We start from the raw sequence: 22,444 nt of genomic DNA on the forward strand, positions 1-22,444 counted from the left end.
TTATGCGGTATTAGCAGTCGTTTCCAACTGTTGTCCCCCACTCAAGGGCAGGTTCCTCACGTGTTACTCACCCGTTCGCCACTAAGTTATCCCGGCGTCCATCCGAAAACTTCAGCCAAGATAACTCCGTTCGACTTGCATGTGTTAGGCGCGCCGCCAGCGTTCGTCCTGAGCCAGGATCAAACTCTTTAGTAAACGGTATCTAAACCAGATCACTATCTGAATTTAAATCTCTGTGATTCTCAGACACAATCGCTTGCGTCCTGCGAATTACTTGTTTGGATTTTTTCAAGTGTTTCCTCACTTTAAAAGGGTTCCGTTCAAGCTTCGATATTGTTCAATTTTCAAGGTCCTGTGCGCCGCGCCCTCTCGGGTGGGCAGCTCATTTATTATATCTCGCGAAGTGCTGTTTGTCAAGCACTTTTTTGAGATTTTTTCGAGCCGCTTTCCAGCGCCGTACCCCCTCAAAGGGTGCCCGATTATATTACCACTCTGCCACCCGATTGTCAACACCTTTTTTCAGGTTTTTTCTTTTTTTGCAGAGGGTAATTCCGCTGCATTTTTCGCCCTGCTGGCAGGGTCTTCCAGCCCGGACAGATAGCTGCGGGATCCCACCACCTGGGCCAGCTGCTCGTCGGTGAGTTTGCCCTGCCAGTAGCCACGGGCCGCCAGGATATAGCCGGAGCCCACCCGGGCCCCCTGCTCCAGCAGCTGGAACACCGACGCCTGCACCGTCTCCTGGGTAAAGGGATGGGTCCAGCTGTCCGGCAGCGGCCGCTTATCCCGGGGGCCGGTGCCCTTGAGCCGGGCGGGGCTCACATGGCCGGTGATTGCACCCCGGCCGCCGAACAGCGGTTCCACCAGCCAGAACAGCCCCCGCTTGATCTTGAAACGGGAATTGAACAGCCGGCGCACCCAATAGGTGTGATGGAAGGTATCCGCCAGAGCCTCCCGGCTGACCTCCATACCGAACACGGTCTGTATCGCCCCCTGCAGCTGGGCGCCCACCTGGGCCAGCGGCGCCCCCACCAGATGAGGGCAGGCATGGGCGGAGGGCACCTCGCCCCCCTTGCCGTCCTCCTTATGCAGATAGCTGTCCAGGGCAATTTCAAAATACCCGTGCCCGCCCTTGCGGCCGTACAGCTGCCCCTTTTCGGTGATCATGACCACATAAGGATGCACCGCGCAGTCGGCGGCGTAATGGCAGAGGAACCCCAGCGCGTAATCCCGCTGGGCAGGGGTCTTGGCCCGGCGCACCAGTTCCATCAAAAATGCGCCGGTGCACTCGTCGTGCATGCGGCCGCCCAAACCGGGCAGATCCACCGCCCGGCGGCGGGCGGGCTTCCAGGCCTGGTAACAGAACAGAATGTCCGGCCCGTTGGCCCCAGCCTCAAAGGCCTTGGAAACCACCGGCACGTAATCCGCCAGCACGGCTGCCTGGCGGGCGGTTCGGATATGGGTGTAGCCTTCCGGCATAAAAGTCCCTCGTTTCTTTATATAAGGTATAAAAGGGCACAGGGGCCCTGAAGCATCCTTTTCATTGTACACGAATCCGCCAGATTTCTCAACGGAAACGCAAAAATCGCCCCGGCAAAACCGGAGCGATCAACAAGCAGTATACTTTACAATCCGTATAGTCACGGCAGGTTCGGCAACAGCACAAAGCAGCCAAGCCACCCCGCGCCGAATCCAAACACCAGCCCGGCCAGCACGTCCCGGGGAAAATGCACCCCGGCCAGCACCCGCACCGGGGCCAGCAACAACGCCGACACAGTGAGCAGCAGCCCCAGCGGCGGGCAGACATACCAGAACGCCGCGGCGATCACCGAGGCGCTGAACACGTGCCGGCTGGGGAAGGAGTCATCGGTCTTGCCCCGGTGCACCAGCGGCTCATAGTCGGCCAGCTGATAGGGTCGGGGCGCGTGAAAAGCCCGGCGCACCGCGGTGCCCAGCACGAACACCACCCCCGGCACCAGAATAAACCGCACCAGACGCGGGTCCCGCTGCACCAGCAGCCAGACCGCCCCCAGCGGGTAGAGCAGATACGCGGCAAAGGGCAGCAGCCGGTTGAGCAGCCGCACCGCGGCGGCCAGCGCCGGCCGGCGGCGCAGCGCGGCCATTAAAGCCGGATAATGGTCAGCCTTCATCGCCATCCTCCATGAGATTTTTATAGTGAGGAATGATATCCAGCCAGCGGCCGTCTTTGGCGTGGAAACCGCCCGGAATAATTCCCAATTGTATAAACCCCAGCTTTTTATACAAAGCAAGGACCGGAGCATTGGTGGCCACTACCGCGTTGAACTGCATAATCCGGAAGCCCAGCTGCCGGGCGGTGGTCAGGCAATGGGACACCAGGGCCTCCCCTGCTCCCAGGCCCCGGGCGTCGGCGTCCACGGCGTAACTGGCGTTGGCGATGTGGCCGCAGCGTCCCACGTTGTTGGGATGCAGGATGTACAGCCCCCGCACCCGGCCTTGATCGTCCCGGGCCACCCCAGTAAAGGACTGCGCCGCAAAGAATTCCCGGCCGGTTTCCTCGGTCAGAGGGCCGGTCTGCGGAAAGGCCACGCCGTCCTCCACGACCCGGTTCCAGATCCGGCACAGGTCCGCCAGATCTTCCTGCCGCCACTCCTCAATACGCCACTGCATTGCATATCCTCACCTTTTTCTTTATTGTATTACATTATAGCACCCGCCGCGGGTGCTGCCAAGGTTTGCTGCCCTCGAAACTGAAAACGTTTTCATTAACAAAAATCGGTAAGAGCCATTGACAACCCCCAGAATACAAGGGTAAACTGGAACTATACGGCATCTGGTAACTGTGAGAACGGTTTCACTTTTTGCGGAGGTGCTGCGGATGACACAGGAAAATCGAAAAGCCACCATCCGGGAGGTAGCCCAGCTGGCGGAGGTATCGGTCAGTTCGGTAAGCCGCTATCTGGCCGATCCCGGCAGCGTGCGGGCCTATGCGGCCTACCGGATCCGGGAGGCGATCCAGCAGCTGGGATACGAGCCCAACACCTTTGCCCGGGGGCTTCGGCAGGGCCGGGGCCGCACGGTGGGCATGGTGGTGCCGGATCTGGAGTTCTTCTACGCCAAGGCCTGCCGGGCGGTGGGCGACTATTTTTATGAGCGGGGCTACGCGGTGTTTGTCTGTTCCAGCGACGGCGACCCGGCCAAGGAACAGTTCTGTGTGCGCCAGCTGCAGAGCCAGCGGGTGGCGGGGCTGATCGTGAGCAGCAGCGGGCTGAACCCGGTGTTTCTGGAACAGCAAGCCCGGCAGGGCGTGCCGCTGGTGCTGCTGGACGGGGAAAGCCTGCCCCCCTGCGATTTGGTGTGCGCCGATTACGAGCAGGCCGCCCGGCGGCTGACCGCCCGTCTGCTGGCCACCGGCGCGCCGGCGGGGCTGCATCTGCTGCTGGGCGAGGAGGCCGCTGCCCGCACCCAGCTGTGCGAAGCGGGGGTGCGCGCGGCCCTGGTCGGGGCGGACAGCCCGACGGTGTATCCCCATTACGGCTGCCGGCGGGAGGGCCGTCTGCCCGCGGCCGTGGAGCAGATCGCCCGGGACGCCGCCGCCGGACGTACCGGCGTGATGGCCTTTGAGCCGGAATTTCTGGAACAGACGGTGATTCAGCTGAACCGGCGGGACACGGCGCTGCTGAGCCGGGTGGCGCTGACCGGCATGGCCATGCCCAACACCTGCGACAAGCTGGGCACCGATCTGGACTGCCTGGTGCAGGACGCGGCCTGGGCCGGTGTAACGGCGGCGCAGGCGCTGTACCATCGTATAACCGAACAGCAAACGCAGGAACCGCCCCGCACCTATCCGGTGCCGGTGCGGGCCAGCTGGGAATAACGAACCGTATCTTTGAAAGGAGCGCACTATGTCCTATAAGAAGCTTTGGACCGACCTGCACGCCAACATCCATCACAACCAGATGGGCGATCTGGACGCCTGGATCGGGCAGGCCCGTCAGGTACTGGATTTCTGGCCGGTGGCCTATTATCCCATGTACATGCGCCACAACGAGGCGGGCGCGCCGCTGGAGGATCTGTATCCGGAAGAGGCCATCCAGGCCGACTGGGAACAGCTGCGTGCCGCGGTAAAGCGGGTAAACGAGGAAGGCTGGCCCATGTTCATGGGCTACGAGTGGCAGGGCAACGGCAGCGACGGGGATCACAACGTGTTTTTCCTGCATAACGACGCGTCGATGCTGCACCCGATGCTCTACACCCAGCTGCGGGACGCCTACAAGGACACCGAGGCCATTGCGATCCCCCATCATGTGGCCTACCAGCTGGGCAGCCGGGGCAAGAACTGGGCCACCCACGACGAGCGGTTCAGCCCCTTTGCGGAGATCTATTCCAGCCATGGCTGCAGCGAGCGGGACACCGGCCCCTTTGATATGGAGCGGCATCCCCACATGGGCCCGCGCACCGGCGAAACCTGCTACGAGCGGGGGCTGGAGCAGGGCTGGCGGGTAGGCTGCATCGCCAGCGGCGACAACCACAACCTGCCGGGCGTCTGCGTGCACGGCACCATGTGCGTGCTGGCCGAGGATGCTACCAAGGAAGCCATCTGGGAAGGCCTGCGGGCCGGGCGGGTGTACGGGGTGAGCCGCACCCGCATGGAGATTGATTTCGCGGTAAACGGCGCCCCCATGGGCAGTACCGTGGCCCCGGGCGAGGGGCAGATGGAGATTGCCATCACCGCCGCCGACGCCATCGACCGGGTGGAGGTGCTGCGCAACAATGTGCTGCACGAGATGCTGGTGCATTCCGGCAGCTGGGAGCGTCAGCCGCTGCCGGAGCGGTTCCGGTTCAAGTTTGCGCTGGAATTCGGCTGGGGGACGAACCCCCGGTTCTATCCGGATCAGCTGTCCAAGCACTGGGTGGGCAGCCTGCAGGTGCCGGGCCGGCTGATAAGTGTAGAAAAATGCTGGAATAATTATGGGCAGAAGTTGTATAATCAGACCAAGACCGGCTGCGAGTTTGAGCTGACCACCTCCATGCGGGGGGACGGCGACCACTGGATGGGTGCCAGCGGCGCCCGCACCGAGGGCTTTGTCTTTGAGGTGGAGGGCGGTATCCATGACGTGCTGACCCTGACGGTGGACGGCAAGGAATACGCCCTGCCGGTGAGCGAGCTGCTGTATACCGGCAAGATCCACGCCGAGTATGAGGAGAGCGTGCAGCTGGCCGAGCGCACCTTTGGGGACGTGGCCCATTACCGGGACGACCTGTTCTGGCACAACGCCTACAAGGTACGGCAGCGGCAGGCGGTGCCCGAGGCCGCCTATACCCTGCGCCGCAGCCTGACGGTGCCGATGGAAGCCGGGGACAACTACCGGCTGCGGGTCTGGCTGCGCAACGGGGACTGTGCCTGGGTCAGCCCGATCTTCTGCCGCTAACACACACGACACAACAAGGAGAACACAATGGCAAACGCAACCATGACCCGGCGGGCGATCGCGGCGGGGCTCAAGGAACTGATGGAGACCCGGTCTTTTGAAAGCCTGTCGGTGGGCGACATCGCCCGTCAGTGCGGGGTGAGCCGCAACACCTTTTACTACCATTTCCGGGACAAGTACGACCTGATCAGCTGGGTATTCCACACCGAGATCACCCCCATTGTGGGCGATCCCACCGAGCGGGGCGACTGGGCCCAGGGTCTGCTGGCCTTGTGCAGCTACATGCAGGCCAACAAGAAATTTTATCTGAATGTGCTGCAGTTCCACGGGCAGAACAGTTTCAGCGATTGCCTGATGGAGTTTTACCAGGAGCGCATTGCCCGGGTGATCTGCGGCCAGACCACCGACGAGGCCAGCGCCAGCGCCCGGTTGATCGCCCGGTTCTATGCCCATGCGCTGGTGGGGGTATTGCTGGACTGGGCCTCCGCCGGGATGCAGCAGGACCCGCGGCCCTTTGTCAAGATGCTGGATGAGCTGCTCAGCGGCCGGGCCACCGCCCGGGAGCTGTCCGCCCGGCCTTTCCCCGAGGGGGAAAGCACCGGCACCCTTTGCTGAATTCAAAAACCGGATGGAACGTTTGTTTCGTCCGGTTTTTGTGCACATGGTCAATTTTGCCCCTTGTTTTTCTTCCGGGTTGCAGGTGTATAGTAAAAAGCGTATATACCGAAAATGACCCGGAAAGGAAGACTGCCTCATGCGCATCGCCATCATGACCGATACCAACAGCGGGATGACCGCCGACGAAGCCGGGCGGCTGGGGGTAGCCCTGCTGCCGATGCCGTTCACCATTGACGGGGAGGCATTTCTGGAAGGGCGGAACCTGACGGCGGCGCAGTTTTACGGGGCGCTGAAAAACGGGGCGAAGGTGGCCACATCCCAGCCGTCGCCGGCGGACACGCTGGCCATGTGGGACGAGCTGCTGCAGACAAATGACGCGGTGGTGTATCTGCCGATGAGTTCGGGGCTTTCGGGCACCTGCGCCACGGCACGGATGCTGGCGATGGAGGAACCCTACGCTGGCCGGGTGGAGGTTGTGGACAACGGCCGGATTTCGGCCACGCTGCGGCAGGCGGTGCTGGATGCGCTGGCGCTGCGGCAGCTGGGGCTGGATGCCCGGACGATCCGGGACGCGCTGGAACGCACCGGCCCCCAGAGTCAGATCTATCTGGCGGTGGATACGCTGAAGTATCTGCGGCAGGGCGGCCGGATCACCCCGGCGGCGGCGCTGCTGGGCAGCGCGCTGAATCTGAAGCCGATCCTGCAGCTGGCAAACGGAAAGCTGGACGCTTACAAAAAGGTGCGGGGCAACGCGGCGGCGCAGGCCGCTTTGCTGGAAGCGCTGCGGCAGGCCATCGATGCCCTGCCCGGGGACGGCCCGCTGCGGCTGATGACCGCCTATTCCGGCGACGAGGAGCTGGGCAAGGCCTGGAACCGTAAGGTGCAGCAGGCCTTCCCCGGCGCAAAGATCTATGGCGCTCCCCTGCCGCTGAGCATCGCCTGCCATACCGGCCCCGGCGCCCTGGGCGTAGCCTGCGCCCGCGCCGCCGTGGAGGAGGCGTAAGGAGGGCCAATCTGGGGGGACAACGTCCCCCCAGACCCCGGAAATCGAGGGCCGAATACTCGGCCCTCAGGAAAAAACAAAAAAGCAAGGCCCGCGCTGACATTTTTGGTCAACGCGGGCCTTATTCTGTATTAAATTTTCCTATGGCCGGAGTATTCCGGCCATGTGTTCCGGGGGGTATGGGGGGATAGGTTCTATCCCCCCATATCAGCTTCACCGGATAAAGTTCGTGCGCACCTTTTCCTCGGTTTCGGGCAAGGGCACGCCGGCGGCCTTGCCGGCCTCGATGCAGCGCAGCATCCAGGCCATGTTGCGGGCCAGCTGGCGCATGATCTGCAGGCCTTCCGCGTCCTGGCGCACCTCGTCGGGGCAGGTGCCGTGCACCATGTTCCAGTACTGGCTGGACACCAGCGGCATCTGATTAAAGGTAAAATACTTGTTCAGCTGATCCAGCGCGGCGGTGGTACCGGCGCGGCGCGCGCTGGCCACGGCTGCCGCGGGCTTGTACCGCAGCGACGCGCTGCCCGCATAGAACAGCCGGTCCAAAAAGCCGGTCACGCTGCCGGACGCCGCCGCGTAATGCACCGGCGTGCCCACGATCAGGCCGTCCACCTCCCCCAGCAGTTCCAGCGCCTCGTTCACCTTGTCCTTCTGCACACAGCGGCCGGTCCTGGCGCAGCCGCCGCAGCCCAGGCACCCGCCCTGGGGCGCGGGCCCGATCCAGAACTCGGTGCTCTCCACCCCCTGTTTTTGCAGCTCGGCCGCGATCTCGGCCAGCGCCGTATGGGTGCAGCCCTCCCGATGGGGGCTGCCGTTGATCAGCAATACCTTCATGGTCATCCACTCCTTTTCTTTCATTGTACCACACCGCGCAACCCTCTTGCTTTTTTATGCCGAAACCGCTACACTCAATATTATGGGGGTTTGCGCGGCAAACGCCCGTTTCCATTCTATGAGAAAGCGGAGGTCGTTCATCCGTGAGCGCAGCAACCATTGACAGCAGCACCAACCCGATCCTGCACGGCAGCATCGGCAAGCAGCTGCTTTTGTTCTTCTTCCCCATCTGGCTGGGTACCTTCTTCCAGCAGCTGTACAACACCGCCGACGCGCTGATCGTGGGCCGGTTCGTGGGCACCCAGGCCCTGGCGGCGGTGGGCGCCACCAATACCCTGGTCAACCTGCTGGTGGGCTTCTTTGTGGGCCTGGCCAGCGGCGCCTCGGTGGTGCTGGCCCAGCGGTACGGCGCCCGGGATCTGCCCGGCGTGCAGAAAGCCGTACATACCAGCATCTGGCTGGCCCTGACCGGCGGCGCGGTGCTGATGGCGGTGGGCATCCTGTTCGCCCGGGTGGTGCTGCAGGCCATGAACACCCCCGCCGATATTCTGGACGCCTCCACCCTGTACCTGCGGGTCTACTTTGCGGGCATGATCCCCAGTATGATCTACAACATGGGCACCGGCATCCTGCGCGCGGTGGGCGACAGCCGCCGCCCCATGTACTTTCTGATCACCGCCGCCTTTGTGAACATCGTGCTGGACCTTTTGTTCGTGGCGGTGTTCCACTGGGGTGTGCTGGGCGCGGCGCTGGCCACCATCATCAGCCAGCTGGTCAGCGCGCTGCTGACCCTGGCCAGCCTGATCGGCGCGGAACTGCGCCCCTATCACCTGAAACTGCACCGGGTTGCCATGGACGCGGCCACCCTGGCGGACATTGTGCGCATCGGCCTGCCCGCGGGGCTGCAGTCGGTGATGTACAACATCAGCAACATCATCATCCAGACCAGCATCAACGCTTTCGGCACCACCACCGTGGCCGCCTGGACCGCCTACGGCAAGCTGGACAGCCTGTTCTGGATGAGCATGAACAGTATGGGTCTTTCGGTGACCACCTTTGCCGGGCAGAACTTCGGCGCCAAACAGTATGACCGGGTGCGCAAGGGCGCCTGGGTCTGCCTGTTCTTCTGCGCGGTGCTGGCGCTGGGCCTGGGCGCGGTGATCTATGTATTCGGCTCGCCGCTGGTGGGTCTGTTCAGCGACGATGCCCAGGTGGTGGAACGCGCGCTGGAGATCATCCGGCTGCTGACCCCCTGCTTCATCACCTACGCCTCCATCGAAGCCCTCAGCGGCACCATCCGCGGTTCCGGCGACGCCTGGGTCCCCATGGTCCTCACCGCCGGCGGCGTGTGCGGCCTGCGGATTCTGTGGGTGGTGCTGGCCGCCCCGCTCTTCGGCACACTGACCGGCGTGCTGGTCAGCTATCCCATCAGCTGGGGCGTGACCTCGGTGCTGTATATCCTCTACTTCCTGGCGGGCGGCTGGCTGCGCCGCTGCATCGCCGTGCAGGAAGCCCGCCAGGCGGGAGGTGTGTAAGATGGGCAGTTTCTGGGGTCATCTGCGCACCATCTGCCACCACAAACGGCTGGTGGCCCGGCACTGCTTCAAGGTGGGCCTGTACCGCCAGGGCCTGACCCACGATCTGAGCAAGTTTGCCCCGGTGGAGTTCATCCCCGGCGTGAAATACTTCCGGGGCTACCGCAGCCCCAACGAGATCGAGCGGATCGAAAAGGGATACTCCGCCGCCTGGCTGCACCACAAGGGCCGCAACCGGCATCACCTGGAATACTGGATCGACTACAACCCGGAGGGTGACCACCGGATGTGCGGCATGCGGATGCCGGAAAAATACGTGGCGGAGATGATCTGCGACCGGATCGCCGCCAGCAAGACCTATCAGAAAGAAAACTATACCGACGCCCATCCCTGGGAATATTACCAGCACGGCAAGGACCACTACCTGCTGCACCCGGAGACCCGGGCCCAGCTGGAACAGGCCCTGCTGGTGCTGCGGGATCAGGGCGAGGACGCCTGTTTCGCCCATATCCGCACCCAGCTGCTGGGCAAAAGGAAATAACTGCAAAAGGCGCGCTGCCAACCGGCAGCGCGCCTTTTGTTGTTCTTTCTGTTACCGCCGCCGGATCCGCCCGGCCAGCCGTTCGTTCAGATCCTGGCGTAGCGCCCGCAGCGAGTTCTCGTACCGGGTGCTCTTCAGGGTGGGGAACGCCCGCAGCAGGCGGGACGCGCCCAGCCGCCGGTCCAGGATCTCCGCCCGCAGCAGGTCCCGGCGCATCTCCAGCTCCGCCCGGGCCGCGTCGGTGCGGTCCTCCAGCATCTCCCGCCCGGCGCTCAGCCGCTCGTCGGCCACCAGGGCCGCGCCGCCCACCTGTTTGGTCAGCAGGTCGCTGCTCTTGTGCAGCAGGGCGGTGATCCGCTCCAGTTCACCCAGCTGGCGCATCAGGCCGGTCACGGTGATGACGGTGGCGATCAGGTCGGCCACAAACAGCCCGGTACACAGCCCCAGCAGGATCGCCCCCGCCGGGTTGGTCAGCGCGCGGCCCACCAGCGTTTCCACCGCCGGATGCAGCACCCGCATCACCGCGGTGACCGCCACGCCCCACAGCAGGCTGAATCCCAGGCAGATGTACCCGCCCAGGTTCAGCGGCTGGTCGGAGTAATCCCACCAGCGGGCATGGAACAGGGTCTTGAGGGCCCAGCCGCCCACCAGTTCCAGGGCGGTGGCCAGCAGCGCGCCGCCGATGAACAGCGCGGGCAGGCTGCCGGATACCGGCCCCAGCACCGTGACCGCCGCCAGCATGCCGAAGCCGTAGATGGGGCAGACCGGCCCGTTCAGGAATCCCCGGTTGACCAGATGCCGTGTTTTGATGGCGGCAAAGGCAACCTCGGAGCACCAGCCCAGAAACGAGTAGATGTAAAAGTACCAGCACAGCGTGTAGAGGCTATGAGCCTGAGGCACGGCGTGTCCCTCCTTTGTTTGTGAAATATGAGTGGATTATACCATACTTTGCCTCCGGGCGCAAAACGTGCTACAATCAAAGCAAAGCCAAGGAAGGGAGGCGCCGCCCATGACCCCGGACCGCTGGGTGCTGCACTGTGACTGCAACAGCTTTTATGCCAGCGTGGAGCTGCTGGAACACCCGGAACTGAAACAGAAACCGGTGGCCGTCTGCGGCGACCCGAAAGCCCGCCACGGCATTATCCTGGCCAAGAACGAGCCGGCCAAGGCCTTTGGGGTGCGCACCGCCGAGCCCATCTGGCAGGCAAAACGCAAATGCCCGGATCTGGTGCTGCTGCCGCCCCACCGGGAACGGTACCGGCATTTTTCCGCCGTCATCAACGGCATCTACGCCGAGTACACCGATCTGGTGGAGCCCTTCGGCATCGACGAAAGCTGGCTGGACATCACCCATACCTGGCATCTGTTCGCCTCCTCCCCCACCGCGCTGGCCGATCTGATCCGCCGCCGGGTGCGCGAAACCACCGGCCTGACCATCAGCGTGGGGGCCAGCTTCAACAAGGTATTTGCCAAGCTGGGCAGCGACTACAAAAAACCGGACGCCATGACGGTGATCCGGCCGGAGGACGTGGCCCGGATCGTCTGGCCGCTGCCGGCGGGGGATCTTTTGTATGTGGGCCGTGCGGCGGGCGAGCGGCTGGCCCGGCTGGGCATCCGCACCATCGGGCAGCTGGCGGCGGCGGACCCGGGCATCCTGACCGACAACCTGGGCAAGCTGGGGGCGGAGTTAAGCCGCTACGCCTGGGGCGAGGACGAGGCCCCGGTGCATCCGGTGGGCTGGCGGGAACCGCTGAAAAGCGTGGGCAACGGCATGACCTTCCGGCAGGATCTGACCAGCCCGGAGCAGGTGCGCAGCGCGCTGGGCGCCCTGGCGGAGGAGGTGGCGGCCCGGCTGCGGCGGCACGGGTTGTGGGCGGGGGCGGTGCAGGTGACCATCCGGGACACCGACCTGCACACCATCACCCGGCAAAAGCAGCTGCCCATGAGCACCCACCTGGCCCGGGACCTGGCGGCGGAGTGCCTGGCGCTGGTGCAGGCCAACTGGGACCCGGCCCGCCGCCCGGTGCGGATGCTGACGGTGACCGCCCTGGCGCTGACCGACGAGCCCTTTGCAGTGCAGCAGAGCCTGTTCGGGGACGCGCCCGCCCCCGACCCGAAACGGGAAAAGCTGGAAAACGCCCTGGACGGCATCCGCCGCCGGTACGGCGCGGCGGCCATCGGGGCGGGCAGCCGGGTGGGCAACCAGCTGGGGCTGGACGGGCTGCACATGGAGGAAAACGCCCCCGCCCCCGGCGAGGAGGACTGGAACGAAAAGGTCAAAGGGCCGCTGTGACCCGGCGAACGGACGCTCTCCGTTCGCCGGTTTTGTTTTCCGCCAATTCTTGCGGTTTTGTGAAAACAAGGCGAAACCGGTCGGGCTTTACTGGAATTTTACACAACCCGGCGGTATAATAGGATGTCACGGGCCTTTTGCGGCCCGATTTTCAAGCGAAACGGAGGGGAACGAGGGTTGGCGTCGGTCACAACGGAAAACGCGGTGCGCCAAACCGCCAAACAACATACGGACACTTCGCCCATCTGGCTGCGGGCGGCGGCCACGGTGCTGGTGCCGCTGGTAGCGCTGCTGTGCTGCGAGTGGATCCACCGGGGCAAGCTGAACGGCCAGTTCTGGACGGAATATCTGGGCGGGCACATCGGCAGTTATCTGCTCACCTGGGTGTTCCTGATCGGTATCTATCTGTTTTTCAGCCATCTGGCGGGGCGGCACACCGCGGCGGTGCTGGCGGTGGGATTGATCGCCTGCATCCCGGCGGCGGTCACCCGGCTGAAGCTGGATTTCCGCGGCGAGCCGTTTCTGCCCTGGGACCTGTCCCAGTGGCAGGAGGCCGCGGCGGTGGCGAACAAATCCAACCTGAAGCTGACCGGCCCCATGTGGGCCAGCCTGGCGATCTTTGCGGTGCTGGCGGTGCTGGGCTGGTGGCTGCGGGTGCCGGTGCACGGGCAGCGCCCGGCGGCCCGGCGGCTGCGGCTGGCGGGCTGCGGCGCGGGCGCGGCGGTAACCATCCTGTGCCTGCTGTTCTACTTAAGCCCCACCCTGACCCAGGCCATCGGCATCTGGCCGGACATGTGGCTGCAGGACCGGTATTACCGGAACTACGGGGTACTGAGCGGGTTTCTGACCAACCTGCAGCAGCTGCAGATTTCGGAGCCGGAGGATTACAGCGAAGAATCGCTGACCGCCCTGAAAGCGGAGCTGGAGCAGCGGGCCCAGGACCACGAGAACCTGTTCCCGGAAAGCCCGGCCTCCTCGGGTGAAGAGCAGACGCCCCACATCATCTACATTATGGCGGAGGCGTTCTGGGACCCCACCGACCTGCCGGGGATAGAGTTCAGCGAAGACCCGCTGGTCAATTATCACCGGCTGCAGCAGGAGGCGGCCAGCGGCCGGATCTATTCGCCCAGTTTCGGCGGCGGCACCTGCGACGTGGAGTTTGAGGCGCTGACCGGGTTTTCGGTGGAGCCGCTGCCCATGGGCTGCAAGCCGTTCCAGCAGCATGTGACCCATCCCATGTTCTCGCTGCCCTGGTATCTGTCGGACACCAAGGGGTACGAGACGGTGGCGGTGCACTGCTACTGGGCCAAGTACTGGAGCCGGGACCGGGCCTATCCGAACCTGGGGTTTGACGACTACATATCGCTGGAGGATTTTGACAATCCGGAGAAAAAGCGGTCGGCCTACTGGACCAGCGGTCTGGTGAGCGACGACGCCATGGCGGACGAGATCATCGCCCAGTTTGAAGAGCGCAGCGGCGACGGGCCGCTGTTCCTGCACGCGGTGACGATGGAAGCCCATTCCACCTATACGGCCAGGAATTTCCCGGAGGAGGAGCTGCTGGAACTGACGGCGGCGCCCTCGGGGCTGAGCAGCGAAACGGTGGGGGCGCTGCGGGATTTTGCCACCGCCATGAAGGATACCGACGCGATGCTGGGACGCCTGACCGATTATTTCAGCCAGGTGGACGAGCCGGTGATCCTGGTGTTCTGGGGCGATCATTACAACCTGATCGGCAGCGGGTATGAGCTGTATGAAAAGACCGGGTTTATTGAAAAGGGCGATTACCAGAGCCCGGCCCTGCGCACCACGCCCCTGCTGATCTGGAGCAATTACCAGAGCGAGGCCATCGACCTGGGTGTGATCGGGTCGTATATGGTGTCGCCGGTGATGATGGAATTGTACGGGCTGGAACAGCCGCTGTTCTATCAGCTGCATCTGAGCGAGCTGCCCATCATGCGCAGCCGCAGCCGCGGCGTGACCGTGAATCCCGACGGCAGCTATGCGGAAGAGATGACCGAAGCCCAGCAGGCCGCTTTCAATGACCGCTGGCTCGCCCAGTACGACCTGATGTTCGGCCAGGATTACCTGGGCCTGGGCCCCGCGCAAGAAGAATAGCGAATCTGGGGGAGATAACATCTCCCCCAGCGCTGCGGGCGCAACAACGATGCGCCCGCTCGGCTGCGCCGACCGCGCTGCCGGTCCGGGTCTCCACCGGAGACCCGGCCGCTTCGCGGACCCAGCCCCCCTGGAAATCATGGCCGAATATATTCGGCCATAGGGAATTTTATACAGAACAAGGCCCACGCAAGCCAGAAATGGTCTGCGCGAGCCTTGCTTTTGTTTTATCCCAAGGGCCGGAGTATTCCGGCCCTGTGTTCCGGGGGGTATGGGGGGATAGGTTCTATCCCCCCATATCCGCCCCCGTCACATGATCTGCTGGTCGTGGTACAGGCCGGTGCCCCGGCAGATGACCCACTCGCAGATATTCACGGCATGGTCGCCGATACGCTCGGCGTACTTGCCGATCATCAGCCCGTCCAGGATGGCGTCGGCGTCGGCCTTGCCCTCGGCCACCTGATGAATGAAACTCTCTTTCAGGCGGCAGAACGCGCTGTCGATCTCGTCGTCCCGCTGGATGGTGGCGTGGGCCCCCTCCAGATTCTGGTCATCGGCGGCGCGCAGGGCGCTCTCCACCATGGCCCGGGCGATGCTCAGCATCTCGCCCAGCGGCGCGGTCAGAGGCACGTCCAGCGTGCGGGCGATCTCCGCGATGTCGGCGGCATGGTCGCCAATGCGCTCCAGATCGGTCACCAGCTTCAGGCTGGTGCTCACCCGGCGCAGATCGCTGGCCACCGGCTGCTGCCGCAGCAGCAGGGTCACGCACAGCTGCTCGATCTCCCGCTCCATCCGGTCCACTTCCGCGTCCCCGGCGATCACCCGGTCCGCCGCGGCCTTGTCCAGGCTGGAGGCGGCGGCCACCGCTTCGTCCAGCGCCGCCAGTACCCGGGCGCCCATCGCCTGCACCAGCTGGTCCAGATGGGTCAGTTCCCCGTCATAAAACACACGATTCATCCAAAAATCCCTCCCATCAGCCAAACCGGCCGGTAATGTAATCTTCGGTACGCTTGTCGGCCGGATGGCTGAACAGATCGTCGGTCTTGCCGTACTCCACCAGCTCGCCCAGCAGGAAAAACGCACAGTTGTCGCTGATACGGGCGGCCTGCTGCATGTTGTGGGTCACGATCACCACCGTGTACTCCTTTTTCAGTTCCAGCATCAGTTCCTCGATGCGCATGGTGCTGCCCGGGTCCAGCGCGCTGGTGGACTCGTCCATCAGCAGCACATCCGGCTGCACCGCCAGCGCCCGGGCGATGCACAGCCGCTGCTGCTGCCCGCCGGACAGGCCCAGCGCGCTCTTTTTCAGCCGGTCCTTGACCTCGTCCCACAGGGCCGCGCCCCGCAGGCTCTGCTCCACCAGGGCGTCCAGCTCAGCTTTCTTGCGCACGCCGTGGATACGGGGGCCGTAGGCGATGTTGTCGTAGATGCTCATGGGGAACGGGTTCGCTTTCTGGAACACCATGCCGATCTTGCGGCGCAGCCAGGTCACGTCCACACCGGGGGCATACAGGTTCTCGCCCCGGTAAAGCATCTCGCCCTCCACCCGCACGCCGGGCACCAGGTCGTTCATCCGGTCGATGGTGCGCAGGAAGGTGGACTTGCCGCAGCCGGACGGCCCGATCAGGGCGGTAATTTCCCGTTCCGGGATCTGGATATTCACCTTTTTCAGCGCCTGGGTCTGGCCATAGTACAGATCCAGGTTTTTCGCTTCCAGGATCGTGGGATTCATAGTTATCGCTCCTCCTTGCGTTTCGCCCGTTTGCCGGCGGCCTTGGCCGCCAGATTGATCAGCAGGGTCAGCACCAGCAGCACCACCGCCACCGAAAAGGCGTTGTCGTATTTATACCGTTCCTTGGCGTAGACGTAGAGGGCCACGGTCAGGGTGGCGCCGCTGCTCTTGACAAAGCCGCCGTTGCCGAAGAAATTCTGCATCGAGGTGCTCATGCCCGCGGTGAAGATCAGCACCGCCGACTCGCCCACGATGCGGCCCACCGCCAGGATGCAGCCGGTCACGATACCGTCCAGCGCGCAGGGCAGCACGATGGTGCGGATCATATGCCAGCGCCCTGCGCCCAGGCCCGCGGCGCCTTCCCGGTATCCGGCGGGCACCGCTTTCAGGCTTTCCTGGGTGGTGCGGATGATGGTGGGCAGGGTCATGATCACCAGGGTCAAAGAGCCCGCCAGCAGGGTGGTGCCCAGGTTGCAGAACTGGCAGAACACCAGCATGCCCACCAGGGCGTACAGGATGGACGGGATGCCCGCCAGGGTCTCGGTGGCAAACTCGATGGCCTCGGTCAGGCGGCGGTTGGTGGCGTATTCGGTCAGGTAGACCGCCGAGCCCACACCCAGCGGCAGCACGATCACCAGGGTGACCAGAATTACGTAGATGGTGTTCTGAATGGCGGGCAGGATGCCGTCGGTGCCTTTCAGGATGCTCTCCTGGGTGGTAAGGAACTCCCAGGACAGCCCGGGCACGCCGCGCCACAAAATATACCCGATCAGGCCCAGCGCCAGCGCGCAGGTGATGGCGGCGCTCAGGTACATGACCGCGCGCATGGCCAGATGCCAGGCGCGGCGGCGGCCGCTCAGGCCCCGGGTTTCCAGCGGGGTCGTTGCAGAGGTCTGCATGGTCGTATCACTCCTTGTCCTTTTTGAGGATCCTGTTCAGCAGCACGTTGATGAGCATGATAAAGACGAACAGCACCAGGCCGATGGAATACAGGGCGTTGCGCTGCAAACTGCCCACGCTGGCGTAGCTCATCTCGCTGGCGATGGCGGTGGTCAGGAACTTGACGCTCTTGAACAAACCGGGCATGTTGGGGGAGTTGCCGGCCACCATCAGGATGGCCATGGCCTCGCCGATGGCGCGGCCCACGCCCAGCACCACCGAGGCCGCCACACCGCTGCGGGCGGCGGGCAGGATCACCTTGAAGCTGGTTTCCAGCTCGGTGGCGCCCAGCGCCAGGGAACCCTCGGTATATTCTTTGGGCACCGCCTTGAGGGCGGTTTCGGACACGCTGATAATGGAGGGCAGGATCATCACCGCCAGCACCAGGATGGCCGCCAGCAGGCTGTCGCCGGCTTTCAGATCAAAGAGATCCTTGATGGCCGGTACCAGCACCATCATGCCCACCAGGCCGTACACCACCGAGGGGATGCCCGCCAGCAGGTCCACCGCGGGGCGCACCGCCGCCGCCAGTTTGGGCGGGGCCACCCGGGCCAGGAACACCGCCGTCAGGATGCCCACCGGCACGCCCAGCACGATCGCGCCGCAGGTGCCCCACACCGAGGTGAGGATAAAGGGCAGGATGCCGTAGGCGGGGTCGGTCTTGTTGGTGGAATCCCACCGGGTTCCGAACAGGAAATCAAACAGGCCTACTTCCTTGATGGCGGGCAGGCCGCTCAGGATCAGGTACACCGAGATCAGCAGCACAAAGGCGATGGCGATGAACCCGCAGACCGTGAAGATCAGCCGCATCGCTCCCTCGATACTGTCTCGGAACGCGCGCTTGCCGCGTGCTTGTGGCTGCATAGCTACCAACCTTTCTGTCGTAAAAAGAGGCCCCCGACGGCGCAGCATCGAGGGCCCGGATTCAAGGGTTTGCCGGGATCAGGCGTTGGCGGAAACAGCGCCCGCAGCGGCGATGATGGGGGCGGCCTCAGCGCTCATGGCGTAGTCCAGGAAAGCCTGGGCGGCGGCGCTCAGCTCGGTGCCCTCCTTGGTGACCATCACAAAGGGACGCTGGATGGCGTAGCTGCCGTCCTTCACGGTGTCCTCGGTGCACTCCACACCGGCCACCTTCACAGCCTTGACGGTCTCGTCCACAGCGGACAGGGAGGCGTAGCCGATGGCGTTCTCGTTGCCGGCCACGTTGCCCACCAGGTCACCGGTGCTGCTGTACTCGTTGGTCAGCTGGCAGGCGTCCACCACGCCCACGATCTCCTCGAAGGCGCCGCGGGTGCCGCTGCCGGCCTCACGGCCGTAGACAGCGATCTCCATGTCTTCGCCGCCCAGCTCGCTCCAGTTGGTGATCTTGCCGGAGAAGATATCGGCGATCTGCTCAACAGTCAGGTCTTCCACACCGTTGGCGGGGTTCACGATCACGGCCACGCCGTCCTTGGCCACCACATTGGCCACAGCACCGGCGGCGGTCTCTTCTTCCTTCAGCTCACGGCTGCTCAGGCCGATGTCGCTGGTGCCGGTCTGGGCGGCTTCGACGCCCGCGCCGGAACCGGTGCCGCTGTAGTTGACGGTCACATCGGGGTACATTTCCTTGAAGGCCTCGCCCAGGGCCAGCACCACGCTCTCCATGGAGGTAGAACCGGACACATTGACCACGCCGCTCACGCTCTCCTCAGCGGGCTCGGAAGCGGGGGTGGAGGCGGAAGAGCTCTCCTCGGCGGGAGCCTGAGAAGAAGAGCTGCTGGCACCGCAGGCGGTCAGCAGACCCAGCGCCAGAACCAGCGCCAGAACGATAGCAAGAATCTTTTTCATGTTGAATGACACTCCTTTTTCGCGTCAGTCGGCCGGGACCACCCGGCCTCATTTTCCCTTTTTTCAAGGCTGGCGTTATTGTAGCACGGCCCCGCGGGGCGGTGCTATCAACCATTCGCATGATTTGCGTAAAGTCCCGGTGCAAAATGTAAAGTCCATGCCAAAAGGTAAAGTTTAGGTAAACGCAGCAGGACCGGACGGGGCAACCCCGTCCGGTCCTGCGTCTTCTTATATATAGGGATCAGTTGTCCTCCTCGGGCAGGCCCTCCCCGTCCGGCCTGACCGGCAGGCCCAGCCGCAGGGCGGCGGCCCGCCGACAGCGCACCAGCCGCTGGCGGGGCAGCAGCCAGTTGATCAGCAGCGCCATGGCCACCCCCACGCCGGTGTCCAGCATGCGGTTCAGGGAATACTCCACATAGGTCTCGGGCGGGGTATTGTACAGAATGATGCACAGCACCACCCCGCCGGGCTGCACCGCGCCCACCCAGAAACACTGGCTCAGAAAAATCAGCAGCAATACCCCCGCAAAGAGCAGTGCCGCCAGCAGCAGCTGGCTGTCCCGCGCAGGGCAGATGCGCAGATACAGCCAGAACAGCCCCATGCCGATAAACCCGCCGATCACGGTGCCGAACAGGCGGTTGCCGCCGTGCAGGCGGCTGCCGGGCATATCGGGGCCCAGCCCGAAGATGGCGCCAATGCAGGCAAAGGTGGGGTTGCGGTCGATCAGGGCGTAGCCCAGCGCGCAGAGCACCGCGGCCAGGGCGGTTTTCAGGCTGCGCAGCCCCACATGGGGGCGAAAACCGGATGACATGAAATAAACTCCTCCTCACAAACACTCGTTTGTTCCACAGGCGATTATACCCGCCGGCGGGCCGCCTGGCAAGGGTTTTTCTTGTATGGGCCGGTGTACTGTGTTACAATAAAGCGGGCCCCACAGCCCGGAAAGCGAGGAATCCCGCCATGAAAGTATCCCGGCGCACCCGCACCCGCAGGGTGCTGTACAATATGCGGTTCAGCCTGATCCTGCTGGCCGCCTTTGTGTTTTTGTCCCTGTTCAGCATCTTTCTGCTGCGCACTTCCCTGCTGGAAAGCGCCCAGGAGACCGGCACCGCCCTGGCCCGCAGCTACGCCATGGAGGAGCAGAACAACCTGACGGTGTACGAGACGCTGCTGTCGCTGGGCAGCCAGTATCTGGAAGCCAAAGTGGAGGCCGGCGCCACCGACGAGGAACTGCGCGACTGGCTGGCCACCTATTTCCAGAACATCACCCAGGTGCTGGGCAAAGAGGTGGTGGATCCCTACGCGGTGGTGGCGGGCCATATTGTGGCGGCCAATCCCTGGGACGGGGATGAGGATTACGACTACTCGGTCACCGACTGGTACCAGGCGGCCCTGGAGGCGGACGGGGATATCGTGGTGACCGACTCCTATGTGGACGCGATCTCGGGCAACTCGGTGGTGACGCTGGCGCAGAAATGCGGCCGCAGCAACACGGTGGTGGCCTTTGACGTATTCCCGGACAATTTCAAACTGCACGACAAACTGCTGGATCTGCCGGAGGGCGGTTCCTATTATCTGTGTGACCGGCAGGGCACCCTGCTGTATTACCAGACCCCGTCGGATCTGTCCCGGGATACCCTGCAAAGCTTTTTATACAGCATCTTTGACGATCTGTCCGCGGGCGTGCTGGACCCGGCGGACGCCTTTATCGACGCGCCGGACGGTACCCGGCAGGTGGTATATTACGCCACCTTCAGCAGCGGCTGGATCTCGGTGGTGACCCTGCCGGCCCAGACCATTCTGGCGGACCTGAACGTGGTGATCCGCAGTTTCGCCATTGCGATTTTGCTGTTCCTGGCAGGTTCTTTCTTCATGCTGTGGCGGGATTTCTCGCTGAATCAGCGGATCGAGCGCACCAACGAGACGGTGCGGGTGCTGGGCAACAGCTATTTCTCCCTGTACCGGATCAACTGCCTGACCGGCAGCTACGAGGTGATCAAGGGGTCCGGCCATGTGCGCAGCCGGCTGGAACCGGACGGCGCCTACCCGGCCCTTCTCTCCACCCTGGCGGAGGTGATCGAACCGGACGCCCGGGCGGAGTTTACCGAATGCTTCTCGCTGGAGAATATCCGCAAAAAGGCCAAGCGGGAACGGGATTTCGGCGGGGATTTCCTGCGCCTGTTCAACGGGGAGTTCCGCTGGGTAAGTGTGCGGGCCCTGGCGGACGACAGCCTGGCCCCCGGCGAGGTGGTGCTCTGCTTCAAGGAAGTGGACCGGGAAAAGCGGCAGGAGATCCAGCGCCGGGCGCTGCTGGAGGACGCGCTGGCCCAGGCCCGCAAGAGCACCCAGGCCAAGACGGCGTTCTTCAGCCATATGTCCCATGACATGCGCACCCCGCTGAACGCGGTGATCGGTCTGACCGAGCTGGCCGAGACCCAGCCGGGCAATCCCCCGGCGACCCGGGATTACCTGGCAAAGATCGCGGTATCGGGGCGGCAGCTGCTGGGGCTGATCAACGATATTCTGGAACTGAGCCGGATCGAGAGCGGCGCGCTGACCCTGAATCCCGCGGATTTTGATCTGAGCACCCATCTGCAGGAATGGGCCGGGCCGTTCCAGGCGCAGGCCCAGCGAGAGGGCAAGCAGTTCGAGGTGGTATGCGAGCTGCGGGATTCCCGGGTACGGGGGGACGCGTTCCGGATCGGGCAGATTCTGAACAACCTGCTGTCCAATGCGTTCAAGTTCACCCCGGCGGGGGGCACGGTGCGGCTGCAGCTGCGGCAGGTGGACCCGCAGCCCCATCCCAAGTACCAGATTCTGGTACAGGATACCGGCTGCGGCATGACCGAGGACTTCCTGGCCCGGATCTTTGAGCCCTACGCCCAGGAGACCCGCAGCGGCGCGGCGCAGGCAGGTACCGGGCTGGGCATGCCAATCGTGAAGAGCCTGGTGGAGCAGATGGCGGGCACCATCACGGTGACCAGCCGGGTGGGCGAAGGCAGCACCTTTACGGTGACCCTGCCGCTGGAATGCGCCGAAAGCCAGCCGGAAACCGCCCCCACGGAAGCCCAAACCGCCGATCCGGCCACCGGACTGGCGGGGCTGCGGCTGATGCTGGTGGACGACAACGAGCTGAACCGGGAGATCGGCCAGGCGTTGCTGGAGCAATACGGCGCCCAGGTGACCACAGCCTTTGACGGCCAGGACGCGGTGGAGCAGTTCGCGGCCAGCGCGCCGGGCAGTTTTGACGCGATTCTGATGGATATGCAGATGCCCCGGCTGGACGGCTGCGGCGCGGCTCGGGCCATCCGGGCGCTGGAACGGCCGGACGCGGCCACGGTGCCCATCGTGGCGGTGACCGCCAACGCCTTTGCGGAGGATATCGCCCAGACCACCGAGGCGGGCATGAACGCCCACGTGCCCAAACCCATCGACTACGCCGTCCTCACCGCCACCCTCCATCGCCTGCTGGGACGATGAGAAGCAATTATGGGGGGATAGAACCTATCCCCCCATGCCCCCCGGAAACAAGGGCCGGAATACTCCGGCCCCGGGGAAAAGAATAGAACAAGGCCCGCGCCGACCGTTTCTGGTTT

The 22,444-nt window shown here is 64.0% G+C and carries 20 protein-coding genes and 1 rRNA gene; 9 read left to right on the plus strand and 12 right to left on the minus strand.

Annotated elements, in window-relative coordinates:
- The 4 genes from B5E65_RS10535 to B5E65_RS10550 all read right to left on the minus strand — a co-directional run.
- A 16S ribosomal RNA gene (locus B5E65_RS10535) occupies window positions 1-195 on the minus strand; the annotation flags it as partial.
- Window positions 196-519: 324 nt separating this feature from the next.
- Window positions 520-1,476, minus strand: coding sequence for a zinc dependent phospholipase C family protein (locus B5E65_RS10540; RefSeq protein ID WP_087171729.1), 957 nt, complete (start codon window positions 1,474-1,476; stop codon window positions 520-522).
- A gap of 161 nt (window positions 1,477-1,637) precedes the next feature.
- Entirely contained in the window at window positions 1,638-2,147 is a 510-nt protein-coding gene (locus tag B5E65_RS10545; RefSeq protein ID WP_158098570.1) for a phosphatase PAP2 family protein, read from the minus strand.
- A complete protein-coding gene (locus B5E65_RS10550) occupies window positions 2,137-2,646 on the minus strand; it encodes a GNAT family N-acetyltransferase (protein WP_087171731.1) in 510 nt (169 codons plus the stop codon). Before B5E65_RS10550 ends, B5E65_RS10545 begins: the two co-directional genes overlap by 11 nt.
- A 208-nt stretch (window positions 2,647-2,854) precedes the next feature.
- Between B5E65_RS10550 and B5E65_RS10555 the strand changes: the two genes are divergently transcribed.
- The 4 genes from B5E65_RS10555 (at window position 2,855) to B5E65_RS10570 (ending at window position 7,029) form a co-directional block, all read left to right on the plus strand.
- Window positions 2,855-3,853: a LacI family DNA-binding transcriptional regulator gene (locus B5E65_RS10555; RefSeq protein WP_087171732.1), complete on the plus strand. Its 999-nt coding sequence runs from the start codon at window positions 2,855-2,857 to the stop codon at window positions 3,851-3,853.
- Between the two features lie 28 nt (window positions 3,854-3,881).
- Window positions 3,882-5,408: a hypothetical protein gene (locus B5E65_RS10560; protein ID WP_087171733.1), complete on the plus strand. Its 1,527-nt coding sequence runs from the start codon at window positions 3,882-3,884 to the stop codon at window positions 5,406-5,408.
- Window positions 5,409-5,435: 27 nt separating this feature from the next.
- On the plus strand, window positions 5,436-6,023 hold the full coding sequence (locus B5E65_RS10565; RefSeq protein WP_087171734.1) for a TetR/AcrR family transcriptional regulator C-terminal domain-containing protein: 588 nt from the start codon (window positions 5,436-5,438) through the stop codon (window positions 6,021-6,023).
- 139 nt (window positions 6,024-6,162) lie between these two features.
- Window positions 6,163-7,029, plus strand: coding sequence for a DegV family protein (locus B5E65_RS10570; RefSeq protein ID WP_087171735.1), 867 nt, complete (start codon window positions 6,163-6,165; stop codon window positions 7,027-7,029).
- Window positions 7,030-7,242: 213 nt separating this feature from the next.
- Here the strand turns inward: B5E65_RS10570 and B5E65_RS10575 are convergent, their stop codons facing one another.
- A complete protein-coding gene (locus B5E65_RS10575; RefSeq protein WP_087171736.1) occupies window positions 7,243-7,863 on the minus strand; it encodes a flavodoxin family protein in 621 nt (206 codons plus the stop codon).
- Between the two features lie 143 nt (window positions 7,864-8,006).
- Between B5E65_RS10575 and B5E65_RS10580 the strand changes: the two genes are divergently transcribed.
- A complete protein-coding gene (locus tag B5E65_RS10580; RefSeq protein ID WP_087171737.1) occupies window positions 8,007-9,398 on the plus strand; it encodes an MATE family efflux transporter in 1,392 nt (463 codons plus the stop codon).
- A gap of 1 nt (window position 9,399) precedes the next feature.
- Complete coding sequence (locus tag B5E65_RS10585; protein WP_087171738.1) at window positions 9,400-9,939, plus strand: DUF5662 family protein; 540 nt, start codon at window positions 9,400-9,402, stop codon at window positions 9,937-9,939.
- Window positions 9,940-9,990: 51 nt separating this feature from the next.
- Here B5E65_RS10585 and B5E65_RS10590 read toward each other — a convergent pair whose 3' ends face one another.
- On the minus strand, window positions 9,991-10,839 hold the full coding sequence (locus B5E65_RS10590) for a putative ABC transporter permease (RefSeq protein WP_158098571.1): 849 nt from the start codon (window positions 10,837-10,839) through the stop codon (window positions 9,991-9,993).
- A 109-nt stretch (window positions 10,840-10,948) separates the two neighbouring features.
- Here B5E65_RS10590 and dinB point away from each other — a divergent pair, with 109 nt between their 5' ends.
- Both dinB and B5E65_RS10600 read left to right on the plus strand, forming a co-directional pair.
- Window positions 10,949-12,232 (plus strand): DNA polymerase IV, encoded by a 1,284-nt coding sequence (dinB, locus tag B5E65_RS10595; protein WP_087171740.1) that lies wholly within the window; start codon window positions 10,949-10,951, stop codon window positions 12,230-12,232.
- Window positions 12,233-12,409: 177 nt separating this feature from the next.
- The gene (locus B5E65_RS10600; RefSeq protein WP_242957529.1) at window positions 12,410-14,350 is read left to right on the plus strand and encodes an LTA synthase family protein; all 1,941 of its coding nucleotides are present in this window, start codon (window positions 12,410-12,412) and stop codon (window positions 14,348-14,350) included.
- Window positions 14,351-14,659: 309 nt separating this feature from the next.
- On the opposite strand, the gene phoU is transcribed toward B5E65_RS10600, so the two are convergent.
- The 6 genes from phoU to B5E65_RS10630 form a co-directional block, all read right to left on the minus strand.
- Window positions 14,660-15,307, minus strand: a complete 648-nt coding sequence (gene phoU / locus B5E65_RS10605) for a phosphate signaling complex protein PhoU (protein WP_087171742.1) — start codon at window positions 15,305-15,307, stop codon at window positions 14,660-14,662.
- Between the two features lie 16 nt (window positions 15,308-15,323).
- The gene (pstB, locus tag B5E65_RS10610; RefSeq protein WP_087171743.1) at window positions 15,324-16,082 is read right to left on the minus strand and encodes a phosphate ABC transporter ATP-binding protein PstB; all 759 of its coding nucleotides are present in this window, start codon (window positions 16,080-16,082) and stop codon (window positions 15,324-15,326) included.
- A 2-nt stretch (window positions 16,083-16,084) separates the two neighbouring features.
- Window positions 16,085-16,981 carry a phosphate ABC transporter permease PstA gene (pstA, locus tag B5E65_RS10615; protein ID WP_087171744.1) on the minus strand — a complete coding sequence of 299 codons (897 nt, stop codon included), beginning with the start codon at window positions 16,979-16,981 and terminating at the stop codon, window positions 16,085-16,087.
- A gap of 7 nt (window positions 16,982-16,988) precedes the next feature.
- Window positions 16,989-17,885, minus strand: a complete 897-nt coding sequence (pstC, locus tag B5E65_RS10620; RefSeq protein ID WP_087171745.1) for a phosphate ABC transporter permease subunit PstC — start codon at window positions 17,883-17,885, stop codon at window positions 16,989-16,991.
- A 78-nt stretch (window positions 17,886-17,963) separates the two neighbouring features.
- The gene (locus B5E65_RS10625; protein WP_087171746.1) at window positions 17,964-18,848 is read right to left on the minus strand and encodes a phosphate ABC transporter substrate-binding protein; all 885 of its coding nucleotides are present in this window, start codon (window positions 18,846-18,848) and stop codon (window positions 17,964-17,966) included.
- Between the two features lie 241 nt (window positions 18,849-19,089).
- Window positions 19,090-19,659, minus strand: coding sequence for an FUSC family protein (locus tag B5E65_RS10630; protein WP_087171747.1), 570 nt, complete (start codon window positions 19,657-19,659; stop codon window positions 19,090-19,092).
- Between the two features lie 149 nt (window positions 19,660-19,808).
- On the opposite strand from B5E65_RS10630, the gene B5E65_RS10635 reads away from it, so the two are divergent.
- Complete coding sequence (locus B5E65_RS10635; RefSeq protein WP_087171748.1) at window positions 19,809-22,328, plus strand: hybrid sensor histidine kinase/response regulator; 2,520 nt, start codon at window positions 19,809-19,811, stop codon at window positions 22,326-22,328.
- Window positions 22,329-22,444 lie beyond the last annotated feature (116 nt).

The organism is Gemmiger sp. An120, assembly GCF_002160955.1.
GTDB classification, from domain to species: domain Bacteria; phylum Bacillota; class Clostridia; order Oscillospirales; family Ruminococcaceae; genus Gemmiger_A; species Gemmiger_A avium.

What these genes read in the sequence shown, in the direction of transcription:
- B5E65_RS10540 (WP_087171729.1), bottom strand. Translation starts at nt 1,476, where the DNA reads ATGCCGGAAGGCTACACCCATATCCGAACCGCCCGCCAGGCAGCCGTG.
- B5E65_RS10570 (WP_087171735.1), top strand. Translation starts at nt 6,163, where the DNA reads ATGCGCATCGCCATCATGACCGATACCAACAGCGGGATGACCGCCGAC.
- B5E65_RS10560 (WP_087171733.1), top strand. Translation starts at nt 3,882, where the DNA reads ATGTCCTATAAGAAGCTTTGGACCGACCTGCACGCCAACATCCATCAC.
- pstB (WP_087171743.1), bottom strand. Translation starts at nt 16,082, where the DNA reads ATGAATCCCACGATCCTGGAAGCGAAAAACCTGGATCTGTACTATGGC.
- pstC (WP_087171745.1), bottom strand. Translation starts at nt 17,885, where the DNA reads ATGCAGCCACAAGCACGCGGCAAGCGCGCGTTCCGAGACAGTATCGAG.
- B5E65_RS10625 (WP_087171746.1), bottom strand. Translation starts at nt 18,848, where the DNA reads ATGAAAAAGATTCTTGCTATCGTTCTGGCGCTGGTTCTGGCGCTGGGT.
- B5E65_RS10565 (WP_087171734.1), top strand. Translation starts at nt 5,436, where the DNA reads ATGGCAAACGCAACCATGACCCGGCGGGCGATCGCGGCGGGGCTCAAG.
- B5E65_RS10585 (WP_087171738.1), top strand. Translation starts at nt 9,400, where the DNA reads ATGGGCAGTTTCTGGGGTCATCTGCGCACCATCTGCCACCACAAACGG.
- B5E65_RS10550 (WP_087171731.1), bottom strand. Translation starts at nt 2,646, where the DNA reads ATGCAGTGGCGTATTGAGGAGTGGCGGCAGGAAGATCTGGCGGACCTG.
- B5E65_RS10575 (WP_087171736.1), bottom strand. Translation starts at nt 7,863, where the DNA reads ATGAAGGTATTGCTGATCAACGGCAGCCCCCATCGGGAGGGCTGCACC.
- B5E65_RS10630 (WP_087171747.1), bottom strand. Translation starts at nt 19,659, where the DNA reads ATGTCATCCGGTTTTCGCCCCCATGTGGGGCTGCGCAGCCTGAAAACC.
- B5E65_RS10545 (WP_158098570.1), bottom strand. Translation starts at nt 2,147, where the DNA reads ATGAAGGCTGACCATTATCCGGCTTTAATGGCCGCGCTGCGCCGCCGG.
- B5E65_RS10635 (WP_087171748.1), top strand. Translation starts at nt 19,809, where the DNA reads ATGAAAGTATCCCGGCGCACCCGCACCCGCAGGGTGCTGTACAATATG.
- dinB (WP_087171740.1), top strand. Translation starts at nt 10,949, where the DNA reads ATGACCCCGGACCGCTGGGTGCTGCACTGTGACTGCAACAGCTTTTAT.
- B5E65_RS10555 (WP_087171732.1), top strand. Translation starts at nt 2,855, where the DNA reads ATGACACAGGAAAATCGAAAAGCCACCATCCGGGAGGTAGCCCAGCTG.
- pstA (WP_087171744.1), bottom strand. Translation starts at nt 16,981, where the DNA reads ATGCAGACCTCTGCAACGACCCCGCTGGAAACCCGGGGCCTGAGCGGC.
- phoU (WP_087171742.1), bottom strand. Translation starts at nt 15,307, where the DNA reads ATGAATCGTGTGTTTTATGACGGGGAACTGACCCATCTGGACCAGCTG.